Genomic DNA, 14,094 nt, shown 5'->3' on the forward strand with positions numbered 1-14,094 from the left:
GCGCAACAGAACACAACAGACCCGCTAACTAAAGTCCATAACCGCCGCTACCTTCCTAGCTGGTTGGAAAATATGGCTCGTCGCAGTCCAGATAGAAAGTTTGCCTTAGCGGTCATTGATATCGACCACTTCAAATCGTTCAATGACCAATACGGGCACGACTTAGGCGATAAGATGCTGATACATGTCGCCACTATTTTGGATGAGGCGACACGCTCTGGCGATCTTTTAGTTCGTTGGGGTGGTGAAGAGTTTGTATTATTGTTCGAAATCCGTCACGTCGACGACTGTGCAAAAACACTCAACCGTTTGAGACTTGCAGTAGAAAACAACAATCTAGAGGTTGACTCACAGTCGCTAAGCGCCACAATCTCTCTCGGCGCGGTCAACGAGTTAAGCGCTCAATCGATCAAACAAGAGTGGGATAAGTGGTTCTTTGCCGCGGACCAAGCTCTGTATGATGCCAAACAAGCTGGTCGTAACCAGCACAAAATTCACTCGACGTCATAGAAAAGCACAATGAAAAAAATATGGATTCTTGCTGCATTTGCCCCTTTCTTTTTGGCTGCATGCAGTAACCAACAAGCTTCCCAACTTGGAATGCGAAGTAGCAGTGTTAATGTGTACGCTCAGCAAATGAGTAACATGCAATTATGCGAAACGCTCTACTACAATCGCGCCACAAATCAAACTCGAGTAGCAATCGGTGCTGAATTCAACCGTCGCGGTTTGAACAAGAAATGGTGCGATAAAGAATTTAAGAAGTTTTATGTTGAAAAGGTAGTTGACGGTCTGCTGTCTCGTAAAGAACAAGCCCCTACAGAATCTGAGGCAACCATACAACCTGCCATATAAATCACCCCATTCCATAAAAAGCAGGAAATTACTCTAGTTTTCCTGCTTTTTAAACACGCTATCTTCCAGTCAAATATCTAGAATCCCAAGTGACTTCAAGCAGTTAACGTCAAGATAATGTCGTGCGTCGAAAAATGAACGTAAATAAGATGTAAACAGTTTTCGTCTCCTTAGTTAACCGCTAGCTTTGTTTAGACCTGTTTAAAGGAGTATCGAACAGGGACAAAAATTCCAAACAAAGACAATGAGGTCACAAATGGAAACACGCATTAATCGCCTATTCGCCGCGATGTTGGCAGTAGGTATTTCTCCTGCCGTCTCGGCATACGATCCGCTCTATTCAGAGCAATGGCACTTAAACAACACAGGACAAACGGCGTTCGCGGCCAATCCTGCGGTTGCGGGTAACGATTTAAACACCAACCTGACACAAGCAATGGGTATTGCTGGCGTTGGGGTGAAAGTTGCCGTTATCGATTCTGGTGTTCAAATCGACCACCCAGACCTTGCAGGTAACGTAGTCACAGGCAGCAGAAACTTTGTTGAAGACTCTTCATTCCCAGCCGACTACCCAGTCGATGCAAATGGTCACGGTACTGCCGTTGCCGGTTTGATCAGTGCTGTCGGTAATAACGGTGAAGGCGTTCGCGGTGTCGCTTCTCGCTCTTCTTTGATGGGCTTTAACTGGCTCGCTAACCAAACGCTTGAAGGTTGGTTAATTTCTCACGGTGCAGACGCGTCTACCAGCGACGTGCGCGTATTCAACCAAAGTTATGGCTTTAGCCCACTTACCCCTATTCCATTCGACGAGAATGATCCTCAGTTCAAACTCGAAATGGATGTAATGAAAGATGTGAGTGAAAGTAACGCATGGGGCCGTGGAGCAGTCTTCGTTAAGTCTGCAGGTAACGGTTATCGTTACTTCAATACTGGCCGATTCTTCGTTCTTCCAGGCGATTTCTTCGCCGGTGGTGGTAACAAAGGCTTACCAATGCACAACTCACAGCAGTCTTATGACAACGCAAGTTACTACAACCTAGTCACTAGTGCATTACGTGCCGATGGTACACGTGCAAGTTACTCGTCTGTAGGTACAAACGTTTGGGTTGCTGCACCAGCGGGTGAATACGGCCAAGACTTTCCAGCAATGGTAACAACGGATTTAATGGGCTGTGAAGAAGGTCAAAACACCAGCGCAGATTTGGGTATTAATGGCTTGCATGGCGGTACAGAGCAAGATCCAAACTGTAACTACACCAGCACGATGAATGGTACGTCTTCTGCTGCTCCAAACACCTCTGGTGCGATTGCCGCAATCATGTCGACAAACCACGCGTTATCAGCTCGTGATGTTCGTGCTCTTCTTGCAGAAACAGCAAGTGTCACGGACAAAGATCACCCAGGTGTTGCACTTGAATTTGTCAACAACCAAGGTGAAGTTGTCAGTTATGAAGCTATTTCACCATGGCAAAAAAACGCAGCGGGCGTTGATTTCCATTCCTTCTATGGTTTTGGTGCCGTTAACCTAGATGAAGCAATGAAGCGTGCACGTATGACAAACAACGTTCTACCTGCACAAGTCATTACGCCATGGGCAAACAATGCAACTGAAGTGAGCGTTCCAGATGCAAGCTTAACGGGCGGCTCTTCTGCTGTTGCGATCACTGAAGACTTAACGGTTGAGTCTGTTCAAGTTAAGCTAACGCTGGAACACTCACGCCTACCAGATTTGGCAATTGAACTAATTTCTCCAGCAGGTACGCGTTCTGTTCTACAAACGCCTCGCAACGGCCTTGTTGGTCAATCACTTGATCCAACAGTGGCAGGTTATGAAAACCAACTAATGCTGTCGAACCAGTTCTACGGTGAGAATGCGAAAGGCGAATGGACGCTACGCGCGATCGATACCAACGGTGATGAAGTATTCTCATTCATTGCATATTTCAACTCTTCTGCTATCTATGATGTACCGATGGCAAACAACGCACAACCAGGGGTTATAAAAAACTGGTCTATGCGCATCTTCGGTCACTAAGGAGTCAATCACATGAAATTTATGACTTTTTCTATTCTGGCTCTTTCAACAATGGCGGCAACTGCAAGTGCACAGCAATTGGCAGAGCAACCAACTCCTGAGCTATTCGTCGCTTCTGACGCGTTAGAAGTTAACGGCCAAGACTACCGTAAGCTATCAGTCGATAACTTATCTGAAGCCGCTGAACTGCATGCAGGTGATGAGGTGTTTAAGAACGCGTTTAGTAACGTATCTGAAGCCACAGGCCTTATCTTTGTAACAGTAAAAAGTCCTACGGATGCAAAGGCTGTAGCAAAGGAGCTGAAACTTGAAGTTGTCTTCGCACAAGGTGAATCCGCGGTGTTTAAAGCATCAGAAGGCCAAGATCTTCTTGGCATCAGTGATTACCTAAATGCGGACAGTCGCGTAAAAGCGTCTAAAATTGAACTAAACAGCGGTAAATACCGTGCACAATAATTCTCTAGCAAGAGAAGTTGGCTGATAAAAATGCCTCAGCAATCGCTGAGGCATTTTCTTTACTAATCAGCTTCAATCTAATTTATTGAATAAACCCGATCAACTTCTTGGCAATATCGGTATTGTTCTGTGAGCCCACAAACTTATCAGCCCCTTTCCCGTAAGCGAACACTTGAACATCAACAGCGGTATGGCCCTTCGTCGTCCAACCAGTAAAACTCTTCTTGTTGATGATGTCTTTCACTTCTTTATAAAGCGCTTTCGCTGGTTCTTCACTTAATTTCGCATAAGCGAGTTGTCTACCTTGCTCTTTCGACAATTCCCAATCCACAGAAGCATTCCATGTTTTGATCATATCGTGAGACTGCGCTAATGACATCGCTAAGGGCCATGCAGTTTGATGAACTCCTTTAATCGCCTCTGTATCCCATTGGTATTGTCCATTTGCACCGATAGTTAAACCGCCTGTGGAGTGGTCAGCCGTCACCACCAACAAAGTGTCTGGATGCGCATCGACATAAGCTTTCGCCAATTCAATCGATTTGGCAAAGTCATCCATTTCTGCCATCGCGCACGCAATGTCGTTCGCGTGGCCACACCAATCAATTTGACTGCCTTCAATCATAACGAAAAAACCGTTATCTCGACGTTGCAGCAGTGAGAGAGCTTTGTTGGTCATTTCCTCTAGACGAGTGGGATTCTCATCAAGCGCAAATGGAAATGCCTTATCTGCGAACAGGCCTAACGCAGGTAAAGTTTGCAATGCAGGAAGGTCTTTGAAATCGGTAATGTACTGGTAACCTTGCTGTTTAAATTCTTCAACCAAATTGCGATCTTCACGTTCAAAATAACGCACACCGCCACCAAGTAATAAATCAACAGGTAACTGATCATCGACTTTGTTATCAATGTAGTCATTGGCAATCTCATCATAGTTTCGACGAGATTCATTGTGAGCTGCAAAGCTCGCTGGCGTGGCGTGATTAATTTGTGACGTTGCAACTAATCCAGTCGTCATCCCCTGCTCTTTTGCCATCTCAAGCATGGTTTTAACTGGCTTTTTATCGACATCAACCGCCACAGCACCGTTATAACTCTTAATGCCACTGCTCAGTGCCGTCGCGCTTGCTGCACTGTCAGTAACATAGGTGACGTCATCAGGATACGTCTTTGCCATACCAACTAAGATCGAGTCAAACACCGTCGGCTCAATCTCTTTTGTGGCTGGGTCATCATGATAATAACGGTAGGCAGAGGTAAAGGCAGGTCCCATCCCATCACCAATCATATAGATGATGTTTTTAGGCGCCTCGCTGGCAAAGACAGGACTGGCAAATAAGCAGGCAGTTATTAGAGGGGTTTTCAGTTTCATATCTCATCCATGACATAATGCGATGATGCCAATATGGCACTCATCAACTTGAGTATCGTTCTAATGTTAAAGCATTAACGAATACTATCATGCAGTTAGGATGAAACATGGCGTTAGTTCATAGTTTTACAACGCACATCATTTCTTAAATAAGATAACCTCAGTGCGCAGCTCAGCCTGCTCAGTATCATGCGGACTGTTTAAGTAGCGTTCAATACCTAAAGGTTTGTTTTTCACTTTAACACCATCATGCCGAGTCACACTCATCGCCATTGACCACGCATTACCCAGAAACCAATATTCACCTTTATGCTCCACAACAAAGGTGTCACTGGCAGGAATGGTTCCCGCAACAAAATCCCTCATCGCGGCAACGCCAGCTTTAACTGGTAAACAGGTAATAAATTCAAAGTATCCACGCTTCATGTCCATGGATAAGTAATAGCAAAAGAGCTCCCCGGTCACAGGTAGCTTCTCTTTTTCTACGAGGTCAAATAATCGTTCAATGTGATCTTGCATGATTGGTCCCAGATCATTCATCATGCCGGAACCCGTTAAGCCAATGTAGTTAATTTCATTTTGCTGACGACTACCGACTTCAACCAATTCAGATAAGACAGTTCCGGTCTCTAATTGGCGCTTCAGCATGCGCAGCCCACGTTCATAGTCCATCTCAATCATGCTTTTAAACATGCCTTTCAAGAAGAATAAAAACCACGGCACGCTTGATTGCATCTGCCATTCCACCACAGATCCTTTCTCTGATGGCGTGACGATTAACGTCACTTTCGCATGACTTTTAAAAGGGCGGAAAAAGTGCAATTCCATATCTAAACGATGTTCTTGTGTGCTCTCTAAGACCATAGCCCCAGTACCAACACGCTTCCCGTTCCACTGATAGCCGGAACCGACCAGCCCCTGCTCATTGCTGTAAGTTAGCTCGCAATCCGGCTCTAAAATAAGCCAAGGAGACCATTCCGGCCAATTCTTAAAATCTTTGAGGTAATCGATAATCTCGCTTTGCGTCTTTTCGATTTCAACGCTCTTACTTACGTGGTACGAAAGCATAGTCGCTCCTTGAGTTTCCCTTCCACTCCCTAGAGTCTAATTCATATCAGTGTTTTTTCTTTTTTCACTGGCAGTTAGGTACAAAAAACCAGAGTGAAATCTCTGGCTTTTCGTTATTCACACCGTTCGAAGCACTCCCCTAATCGAAGTGCTCAATCAGGAAACAAAGTCGATTTTGGCCGTAAACCTTACACCATCATCCTCTAATTCAAACGGCCAACTCATGCGCTCACAGATGCGTTGCACAATCACAAGCCCACAGCCATAACCGGCATTGTAGGTCTCATTACCATCATGGCGATTCACAACCACCAATTGAGTGCTATTCAGTTCAATCTCGATGTCACCAACGCTGTAGCTGAATGCATTCTTAATCAGGTTATTGATCACAATGGTGATAAAACTCTCAGGCGCATGCACCACACCACTGTCTTTTTCACTTAACTGGTACTCTGCACCTTGTTTAGCAAACAGAGGAGCAAGCTCTTCTAGCTGTTGATTGAGGCAAATAATCAATTCATGGTCGCCGTAGTGCTGCGGCTCAACATTCTCTTTCCCTAACAGTAAGAAAGCTTCCGTTAGAACCCGCATTTCTTCACTGGCCAGTTGAAGACGCGCAATGGCTTTTTGCGCGACGCGTGGTTGATCTGGCACTCGGCTTAAAATATCTGCAGAGCCTTTTATTACCATGATGGGCGTTCGAAGTTCGTGTGATGCAAATCGGCTAAACTCTTGCTCTCGTCGGAAGTAACCTGCGATGTTGTTTTTACTGTCCAGCAAAGTTTGCTCAATATGTCGGGTTTCACTGAACTTAGTATCGACTTCAAACGCGGGTTGGTCCGGCGGCATACAGCCGATTTTGCCTTCAATTTTAGCCAGTGGACGAGAAAGAATTCGCACCATGTAAACACCGTAGCCAACCATGATGATGGAAAACAAGCCACCCAAGAAAAAAGTAAACTGATGCAACGAGCTTTCGTACTCATCCAGATAATCATCGGAATCATCTTGAAAGACGATGTACATCAATCCTTCACCAGATGGGTGCTCGAAGACAACAAAGTGCTTATCCTCTTCACCTAATAGGTATTCATAGAAGCCTGGAAACTTAAACGACAGCAACCAATCAGGTGTCGGAGCTTTGCTCCAGTAGGAATCAAACTCCATCACGTTTGGCAAAGGGGCATCCCAACCCTGCTTTTTGTAATTCTCTTTGTATAGAACCACTTCAGTATCGAGCCAGTGATGCAAGCTCAACACTTCCAGTTTGTTCTCTGCCACATAAATTAATGACCAAAACAACGTAAACATCGCAAACGTCATAAGGCCAAAACCCCAACGAATTTTGCGATAAATGCTTGGGTAATCTTTATGCTTTAAGTCGGTAACCTTGTCCATGAATGGTCTCTAATCTAGAATCATCAAACCCTTTGTCAAGTGCAGTTCTTAGCCCGTAAATATGACTACGCAACGCATCACTGCCCGGAGGTTCATCCCCCCAGACATCCTCAATAACTTCGGTTCGAGATACCGATGCCGGAGCCCGCTTTAATAACAGTTTTAAGATCTTAGTTTGAATACGACTCAGTTTGAGTGCTTTACCCATTCTTGTGACTTGGTCGGTACGCACATCCAAACTAATGTCGGCAAATTTGAGCGTGCCAACATCTTGTCTCGGGCCTCGATTTGCCAGTGCATGCACACGTAAACTCAACTCTTGCATTGCAAATGGCTTCATCAAATAGTCGTCACCCCCAGCTTGAAACGCGGCAACTTTGTCGTCTAACGTATCTTTGGCGGTTAAAAATAATATCGGCGTACCACATAGATACTCTTGACGCAGTTTATGGACGGTACTGATGCCATCAAGTTTCGGCATCATGATGTCCATAATGATCACATCATAATGATTTTCTTGAATTAAATTTAGCGCGGCCTCTCCATGATAAGCGCAATCTATCGTCATCCCTTCCAATTCCAGATAATCGGCAATAGTTTCTGAAACATTGTGATTATCATCGACAATTAATATTTTCATAGGCTCACGTTTCTTCACGAACACTTCACGATACGCATCATAAGATACAACCAAATTCATAAATAAGCTTTCAAAAACAGGTATAAATCATGAAAAAATTAGCGCTTGTAGCCGCAGTGGGCATGGCATTATCGGGTTGTGGTGGTTCTGGTGACGGTGGCAGCTCTTCACCTCAACCGGCAGCAAAACCAAGCTCAGCGATTGGTACGGTTGAGTCCGTAAACGAAGCGAAAAGCACCATTACAGTAAATGGCTACACCTACCGCGTTTCTGAAGTCATGTATGGTTCAAAAGAAACCAACCTTGGCGCCGTTCAGCCAAACATGATGGTTCAAGTGGGTTCTGGAACAGAAAAATCAACAGAGGAACCGGTTGTTGTTACGCTAGAACCGACCATGACTGGCACGGTGACCGCGATTGACCACATAAACAAAACGTTCACGGTAAACGGTGTTGAACTTCATTTTGAAGGTTTAAGTGATGAAATCGACCAAGGCGACTGGGTTATGGTGTCTTCACTACCAACCGCTGATGCGGGCTACAAAGTGCTATCCGTCGTTAAGTTTGATTTCGATTACAACGGTCCTGATGAAATTGAAGGTCGTATCTCAAGCATTGACACCAATAACGGTACATTCAAACTAGGTGCGAACATCACAGTCTCTTATGACCGAGTTGATGGTTTGAGCGTTGGCGAATGGGTAGAAGCCGAAGGTACGATGCAAGGCGATGTTTTCATGGCTACAGAAGTTGAAGTCGAAAACTACGACAGCTTGATCGGTGATAACGACGTAGAAGGCATTGTTACTTGGGTCGCTAATGACTACAGCCAATTCTCACTAAACTACCGTGGTAACTTCGTTGTCGATAACGCGACCCGCTTTGAAGACGGGACTAAAACCGACTTGAAACAAGGCCAAGAAGTTGAAGTAACGTCTGTAATGAAAAATGGCGTTCGCACGGCGACCGAAGTCGAGATCGACGGCCCAGATTTTGATGGTGACCACGACAGTAACTGGCAAGGTAAAGAGTTTGAATGTGAAGGTGTGGTAACAAACTACAACGTAAACACGGAAACGTTCCAAGTTTCACGCTGTGAAAATGATGCAGACCAAGTCATGTCCAACAACACCGTTGTGATTGACGCTCAAACTCGCTTTGAAGGCTTAGAAAAGCACAATCTAAACGGCACTAAAGTCGAAATTGAAGGTGTGATCATCAACAACCAAAACGTAGCACGTGAAGTAGAAGCAGAAAGTCACGACGACTAACGTAATGTAAATACAAGCAAATATTTAAGAAGCATCACAATTTGATGCTTCTTTTCCTCCCGTATCGACTTTTCTTCTATCCTCTTTACAACAGATACGTATGACCAAATGAGGGATTAATAATGCGTAAAATAACACTGCCTCTAATGATGATTTTCAGCGCTTGTGCTTCAGCAAGCAGTTTTGCTGCAACAAAGGCTGATGCAACACCAGAGCGAGTTGAATCTTTTGAGTGCGCCGGTTTAGTAAACAGCTATAACGCAGACTCCCGAACGTTTGTTCTTGCTTGCCAAAACGAGCATGGGCCTGAATTTCAAACCAAAACCGTCGTGATTGATAGCAATACTCAACTCGAAGGAGTACAGGAAGCCAACCTAGATGGTGCAACGATTGAGGTTGATGGTGTGGTTGTAGGTGATCAAAATATCGCAAGAGAAATTGAGCTCGCGAACGACTAAACTTCCGAAATTACAACAGAAACCCACAAGTGTCGCTTTGGCGGCACTTTTCTTTTCCTGCAAATCAGAATCCCTCAGTTACACTTAATGCATGTTTACATAAATACGGTAACTGGAATGAAAATACGTAATCTGGCCCTCCTTCTTTTCTTGTTTGTTTCTACAGCCAGCTATGCAGGCGTAATGGACCCCGACTGTGATGCTGAAAAAGCCGCGAAAGCAACGGCAACCAAAGCGGTTGTTGGTGTTGGTGGTCGTTGTACCCCAAAAGAAGCGTTGAAAGATACCACCGTAGAAGCGGGCAAAGACGCTCTGCCAGATGAGGGGATTGCAGGTAAAGCAGTTGATGCTGCAATGCCAGAAAAAGAAAAGAAACCTCTTAAGAACACAACCAAGAAAATCATCACGGATTAATGCTGTGTTTCCGCGTACAAAAAGAGCGCCCAGATGGACGCTCTTTTGTTTTTCGCTCGAAATGCTTAAGCCGCTTCAGCTTGACCAATCCAATGGTAATGGTGATTCGCTTTCTTACCGACTAAACCAAGCTCAGCCAATTCTTCAAATACTTTATCAACTTCTTCTGCTGAAAGTCGGAACTGCTTCGCGACGGCTTTCTTAGTACATGTCACTTGATGCCCTTTTAGCGCATCACTCACTTGTTCTAATAACGTCTTTGGTTCTTCTGGCTCAATTGGCACAGACATTTCAGGTTGTTCTTCCTCTTTAATATGAGGTAAGTAACCCGCCGGTTCGAGTTCAATATCACGAACGTTCGCTAGCGTAATACCATCGTTTCTGCGGAAGTAATGACGGAAGCGGTTCTCTTCACCAATCAATCCAACGAAAAACGCTGCGAAGAAGTCCAACAAGATTGATAAGAAGACCACCAAACTCAGCTGCGCTTGAGACGATGTAGTACCGAATGCTTTCGCCAAGCTGTCAATCAAGCCGATCACCGAACCTTGCGCTACTGGCGGTAAGCTGTCGCGTTCCGTCGCTAGGCGTTGCTGTTCTTCACGCAATTTCTTGTTTTGCTCTTGAATACGAGAGACACCTGTCGCGATACGCTCCATTTCGATGTACTTTTGCGCCGCCATGTTGTTCAGTTCAATCTGTTTATCGATTGATGCAATCTGACGGTTGTAGGCTTCAACTTTTGCCTGCTCTACCGAGATATGGCTTTGTGCACTGTTGGTCGCACTGTTGATACCACCAATACTGCCACCAATAGAAATGGCAGCGAGAACCAAATAAAACACCAATGCCGTTAAGGCACCTGCGTAGTTGCGATGGGCACGACGCTCACCGTATTCATACCAAGCGTAAAATTTACCCGCTTCAAATATGATGGCCAAACCGCCAAATAGCGCCTGCATCATTGGGTTTTCATCAATCGACAAAAACAGTAAAAGAGAGAAAATAGTCGATGCTAAAATCGCTGCACCAGTAAACGCATACACGCTCACCATCGCAAAGCGACCTTTAGGATATCGATATCCGATCTGTTGTTCGTATTTCATTGGAGAAATTTCTTAAGATTCCGCAACCCTTATATGACGGGCGCTTCAGGCAACTACAAAGGTGCGGAGAATACCGTATCCTTTATTAAATTACTGTCATAATTCCGTTAATGGAAAACAAGTGAAGAATAGATAGTCACTTTGAATCGAATAAGCGCGATTTTAGCACGTAAAATCACCAATCAAATCCGCACCATTCAGCAAGCCAACAGGTTAAGCTGTGCTGTGAGCAACGCAATTTTAGATATTTATCTTTAGAACAATAATCCACAAAACAAATAAAACACACTCACATCACCTTTTTATAAACTACCAGTTACAATTTAACGCTCATTTGTTAGTATCCCGCGCCGAAACAATGAAGTATCGCGTCGTATGGAAACAGTCAAAATACAATCAGGAAAACCAACTGTAAGCGCAGTAGCGATAATCATCGCAGTGCTGTTTCAGTTGTACCTGACATCCACCGTCGCGCTCAACCCTACGCAAATTCACGGTGAAAACTGGCTCAACCAAGTACAAGATGAGAAGGTGCTACTGTGTACTGCAGATGGCTTTAAATGGGTCGATGTTAACGAGTTAATTCAAGCGAATGCACTTCCCAACTCAGACTTCATTCAAGATCTCAATCTGCACGACAGCATCCAATTTAAATGTCCGTTATTGCAAGCCGCTCAATTCTTTATCTCCGTTGCGTTAGGGCTCTTTCTTGCCACCATCTTTTGGCTGCGACGCCGCAAGCACACATTAATATCCTACGACTTCGCCCTATGTGGTCGACAAGTGTATAAACACGTCGCACCAAAACAATCACCACCTCGTGCTTTCCTTGCCTAATGCTCTGCATGTGGCGCACAACAATAACAATTAATCCGATCGAACAAACGATTCGGAGAAGCAAAATTTCAAAAGGAAAACACTAATGCTTAAAACAATGAAAACCACAGCCTTCGCTCTTATTGCTCTATTAGCGAGCCCACTGAGTCTCGCTCACGAATACGAAGCAGGCAAGATTCACATCGATCATCCTTGGAGTCGTGAAGCACCACCAAATGCGCCAGTAATTGGCGGTTTCTTCCAGCTAAGTAACCTAGATGATGCTGATGACGCGCTGATTGCAGCTTCAACACCGATTGCTGACCGTGTAGAGATTCATACTCACACCAAAGAAGACGGCATGATGAAGATGATTAAGATTGATGAAGTCGTGGTAGAGCCTCAGCAGAAAGTGGAATTCAAGCCAGGCAGCTTCCATCTCATGATCTTCAACCCAACCCAAACGCTAAAAGAAGGCGACCGTTTCCCTGTGACTTTGACGTTCAAAAAAGCAGGTAAAGTGGAAGTAGAAATGGCGGTTGAGAAAAAAGACCACATGGAAAAGCACACGCACCACCATTAATCGCTTAAACGAAAAGAGCCCGCGACTTCAGCGGGCTCTTTTGCTTTTGGTACTTAAGACTTTAATTATGTGTACTTGAGAGATTCCCTACTCGCTCGTGCCCCGCTCTAGGGAGTGACCCCATTTAGTCTTCTATCAAAGTTTGAGTGGCTTAGTGCTCAACACATCACCCTTCGTCACTGCGACGAGCCTAGGCGAGATCAGGAATCTATTAACAGCTAACTCAGTCTTACTTAAAGCAAACCTCTGCCCAGCGCGCTAGACCTGCGGTTACCGAACCAAAGTAGTTACCACTCACCACCGGAATATTTGGCAATACTGTCTGCACTGCATCACGCAAAATAGGTGAACGTGCCGAGCCGCCGGTCATAAAGATTGCATCCGGTTTTACGCCCGCTTGCTCTACCGCTTCTGTTACTAACGCTGTCATCTTATTCTTCGGTGATTCAATCGCTTCAATCATCTCATCACGTTGAACATCGACTTCAATCAACTCAGACAACAAGTTAATGCCCGCATGGTAAGACGCTTGTTCAGAAAGCGCGACTTTCGCCTCTTCCGCACGACGGACAATGTTATAACCCAGAGACTCATGGTAAACCTCTAACAAGCGAGCAAGCTTTTGTGGCTCTTGCGCTTGCTTGTGCAGAAGTTTCAACGCCGAAAGGTTCTCACGAGAATAAAAGTCACTCTGCGCTTCTACGTTGTTGATCGCAATTGGGTTCCAGAACTGTGTGGTTGGCATAACGATGCCCGACTCCATCTTGCTCTCCATACCAAATGGGAACATCAGTTGTTTGAACGCCAATGCAATATCCAAATCGTTACCACCGACACGCTGGCCACTGTGCGCCAACAGACTTGCTGTGCGATCCGCTTTACCACGCCAAGATGGTCCCATTTGAATCAAAGAACAGTCTGTCGTACCACCGCCAATATCGACCACCAGAATGGTTTTATCTTCCGTTAGCGTCGCTTCATATTCCAGACCCGCGGCAACAGGCTCAAATTGAAACTCAACATTTTGGAAGCCAGCACGTTTTGCTGCTCTTAAGAGAATACCTTCTGCTTGGATGTTCGCCGTTTCTCCTCCACGTCCGTGGAAATTGATAGGACGACCAATCACCGCATCAGTAATGATTTGCTGCGCATCGCTCTCAGCTTGCGACTTGATGTTGTCCATCATGGCGCACACTAGATCTTCAAAGAAACTTAACTGAACGTCACGCAGGCCAGATGCACCTAAGAAAGACTTCGGTGACTTCACATAGTAAATATCGCGAGGATCTTCTAAGTAACGATTCAGCGCTGCTTGTCCAAACGCCATATCTTCAGGCTCAAGTTCAATGCTCTCTTCGCGGTTGAAGTTTATAGCGCGACGCAGAACTTGCTCACCCACTTTATCAAAAGGCTTGATATTACGATGACGAAATAGGTGTTCAGACACCGATTCACGCGTTGGTGACGCAAGGGTGGAAGGAATGTAAGGGCTACTCCCCTCAAGATTAAGCAACTGAGGCTCACCTTGTTCCATTTTCGCCACCGAACAGTTTGCGGTGCCATAGTCAAAACCGATGTACATAAGTCCTCCCACTGACAAAAAAGGTCGGCAATCCTACCTC

The 14,094-nt window shown here is 45.1% G+C and carries 15 protein-coding genes; 9 read left to right on the top strand and 6 right to left on the bottom strand.

Annotated elements, in window-relative coordinates; all coding sequences use genetic code 11:
• The 4 genes from VJL_RS08225 to VJL_RS08240 all read left to right on the top strand — a co-directional run.
• Positions 1-510 (top strand): GGDEF domain-containing protein (locus VJL_RS08225; protein ID WP_038877119.1); only part of this gene is annotated, 510 nt, incomplete at its 5' end.
• A 9-nt stretch (positions 511-519) separates the two neighbouring features.
• Positions 520-855 carry a hypothetical protein gene (locus tag VJL_RS08230; protein WP_038877121.1) on the top strand — a complete coding sequence of 112 codons (336 nt, stop codon included), beginning with the start codon at positions 520-522 and terminating at the stop codon, positions 853-855.
• 256 nt (positions 856-1,111) lie between these two features.
• Complete coding sequence (locus VJL_RS08235) at positions 1,112-2,890, top strand: S8 family peptidase (protein WP_038873500.1); 1,779 nt, start codon at positions 1,112-1,114, stop codon at positions 2,888-2,890.
• A gap of 12 nt (positions 2,891-2,902) precedes the next feature.
• Positions 2,903-3,346, top strand: a complete 444-nt coding sequence (locus VJL_RS08240) for a serine protease external chaperone (RefSeq protein WP_038877124.1) — start codon at positions 2,903-2,905, stop codon at positions 3,344-3,346.
• A gap of 82 nt (positions 3,347-3,428) precedes the next feature.
• On the opposite strand, the gene VJL_RS08245 is transcribed toward VJL_RS08240, so the two are convergent.
• The 4 genes from VJL_RS08245 to VJL_RS08260 all read right to left on the bottom strand — a co-directional run bounded on the left by VJL_RS08245 (position 3,429) and on the right by VJL_RS08260 (position 7,824).
• Positions 3,429-4,718 (bottom strand): alkaline phosphatase, encoded by a 1,290-nt coding sequence (locus tag VJL_RS08245; RefSeq protein ID WP_038873495.1) that lies wholly within the window; start codon positions 4,716-4,718, stop codon positions 3,429-3,431.
• Between the two features lie 138 nt (positions 4,719-4,856).
• The gene (locus tag VJL_RS08250) at positions 4,857-5,786 is read right to left on the bottom strand and encodes an SRPBCC family protein (protein ID WP_038877126.1); all 930 of its coding nucleotides are present in this window, start codon (positions 5,784-5,786) and stop codon (positions 4,857-4,859) included.
• A 156-nt stretch (positions 5,787-5,942) separates the two neighbouring features.
• Positions 5,943-7,184 (bottom strand): sensor histidine kinase, encoded by a 1,242-nt coding sequence (locus tag VJL_RS08255; RefSeq protein ID WP_038877127.1) that lies wholly within the window; start codon positions 7,182-7,184, stop codon positions 5,943-5,945.
• Entirely contained in the window at positions 7,156-7,824 is a 669-nt protein-coding gene (locus tag VJL_RS08260) for a response regulator transcription factor (protein ID WP_038873507.1), read from the bottom strand. Before VJL_RS08260 ends, VJL_RS08255 begins: the two co-directional genes overlap by 29 nt.
• 89 nt (positions 7,825-7,913) lie before the next feature.
• On the opposite strand from VJL_RS08260, the gene VJL_RS08265 reads away from it, so the two are divergent.
• From VJL_RS08265 to VJL_RS08275, 3 genes are all read left to right on the top strand, one after another.
• Positions 7,914-9,095 carry a DUF5666 domain-containing protein gene (locus VJL_RS08265; protein WP_038877129.1) on the top strand — a complete coding sequence of 394 codons (1,182 nt, stop codon included), beginning with the start codon at positions 7,914-7,916 and terminating at the stop codon, positions 9,093-9,095.
• 122 nt (positions 9,096-9,217) lie between these two features.
• The gene (locus tag VJL_RS08270; protein WP_038877131.1) at positions 9,218-9,553 is read left to right on the top strand and encodes a hypothetical protein; all 336 of its coding nucleotides are present in this window, start codon (positions 9,218-9,220) and stop codon (positions 9,551-9,553) included.
• A 117-nt stretch (positions 9,554-9,670) separates the two neighbouring features.
• The gene (locus tag VJL_RS08275; RefSeq protein ID WP_038877133.1) at positions 9,671-9,967 is read left to right on the top strand and encodes a hypothetical protein; all 297 of its coding nucleotides are present in this window, start codon (positions 9,671-9,673) and stop codon (positions 9,965-9,967) included.
• Positions 9,968-10,032: 65 nt separating this feature from the next.
• Here VJL_RS08275 and VJL_RS08280 read toward each other — a convergent pair whose 3' ends face one another.
• Positions 10,033-11,073, bottom strand: a complete 1,041-nt coding sequence (locus tag VJL_RS08280) for a hypothetical protein (protein ID WP_038877135.1) — start codon at positions 11,071-11,073, stop codon at positions 10,033-10,035.
• A gap of 375 nt (positions 11,074-11,448) precedes the next feature.
• Here VJL_RS08280 and VJL_RS08285 point away from each other — a divergent pair, with 375 nt between their 5' ends.
• Entirely contained in the window at positions 11,449-11,910 is a 462-nt protein-coding gene (locus VJL_RS08285; protein ID WP_038877137.1) for a hypothetical protein, read from the top strand.
• 85 nt (positions 11,911-11,995) lie between these two features.
• On the top strand, positions 11,996-12,472 hold the full coding sequence (locus VJL_RS08290) for a copper chaperone PCu(A)C (RefSeq protein WP_038877139.1): 477 nt from the start codon (positions 11,996-11,998) through the stop codon (positions 12,470-12,472).
• Between the two features lie 229 nt (positions 12,473-12,701).
• Here the strand turns inward: VJL_RS08290 and yegD are convergent, their stop codons facing one another.
• Positions 12,702-14,054: a molecular chaperone gene (gene yegD / locus VJL_RS08295; protein WP_038877141.1), complete on the bottom strand. Its 1,353-nt coding sequence runs from the start codon at positions 14,052-14,054 to the stop codon at positions 12,702-12,704.
• Positions 14,055-14,094: the final 40 nt, after the last annotated feature.

It is taken from the genome of Vibrio jasicida CAIM 1864 = LMG 25398, assembly GCF_000400365.1.
Lineage (GTDB): Bacteria > Pseudomonadota > Gammaproteobacteria > Enterobacterales > Vibrionaceae > Vibrio > Vibrio jasicida.

Excerpts from the sequence above, each read along its gene's own strand:
- VJL_RS08230 (WP_038877121.1), top strand. The coding sequence starts at position 520 with ATGAAAAAAATATGGATTCTTGCTGCATTTGCCCCTTTCTTTTTGGCT.
- VJL_RS08235 (WP_038873500.1), top strand. The coding sequence starts at position 1,112 with ATGGAAACACGCATTAATCGCCTATTCGCCGCGATGTTGGCAGTAGGT.
- VJL_RS08240 (WP_038877124.1), top strand. The coding sequence starts at position 2,903 with ATGAAATTTATGACTTTTTCTATTCTGGCTCTTTCAACAATGGCGGCA.
- VJL_RS08245 (WP_038873495.1), bottom strand. The coding sequence starts at position 4,718 with ATGAAACTGAAAACCCCTCTAATAACTGCCTGCTTATTTGCCAGTCCT.
- VJL_RS08250 (WP_038877126.1), bottom strand. The coding sequence starts at position 5,786 with ATGCTTTCGTACCACGTAAGTAAGAGCGTTGAAATCGAAAAGACGCAA.
- VJL_RS08255 (WP_038877127.1), bottom strand. The coding sequence starts at position 7,184 with ATGGACAAGGTTACCGACTTAAAGCATAAAGATTACCCAAGCATTTAT.
- VJL_RS08260 (WP_038873507.1), bottom strand. The coding sequence starts at position 7,824 with ATGAAAATATTAATTGTCGATGATAATCACAATGTTTCAGAAACTATT.
- VJL_RS08265 (WP_038877129.1), top strand. The coding sequence starts at position 7,914 with ATGAAAAAATTAGCGCTTGTAGCCGCAGTGGGCATGGCATTATCGGGT.
- VJL_RS08270 (WP_038877131.1), top strand. The coding sequence starts at position 9,218 with ATGCGTAAAATAACACTGCCTCTAATGATGATTTTCAGCGCTTGTGCT.
- VJL_RS08275 (WP_038877133.1), top strand. The coding sequence starts at position 9,671 with ATGAAAATACGTAATCTGGCCCTCCTTCTTTTCTTGTTTGTTTCTACA.
- VJL_RS08280 (WP_038877135.1), bottom strand. The coding sequence starts at position 11,073 with ATGAAATACGAACAACAGATCGGATATCGATATCCTAAAGGTCGCTTT.
- VJL_RS08285 (WP_038877137.1), top strand. The coding sequence starts at position 11,449 with ATGGAAACAGTCAAAATACAATCAGGAAAACCAACTGTAAGCGCAGTA.
- VJL_RS08290 (WP_038877139.1), top strand. The coding sequence starts at position 11,996 with ATGCTTAAAACAATGAAAACCACAGCCTTCGCTCTTATTGCTCTATTA.
- yegD (WP_038877141.1), bottom strand. The coding sequence starts at position 14,054 with ATGTACATCGGTTTTGACTATGGCACCGCAAACTGTTCGGTGGCGAAA.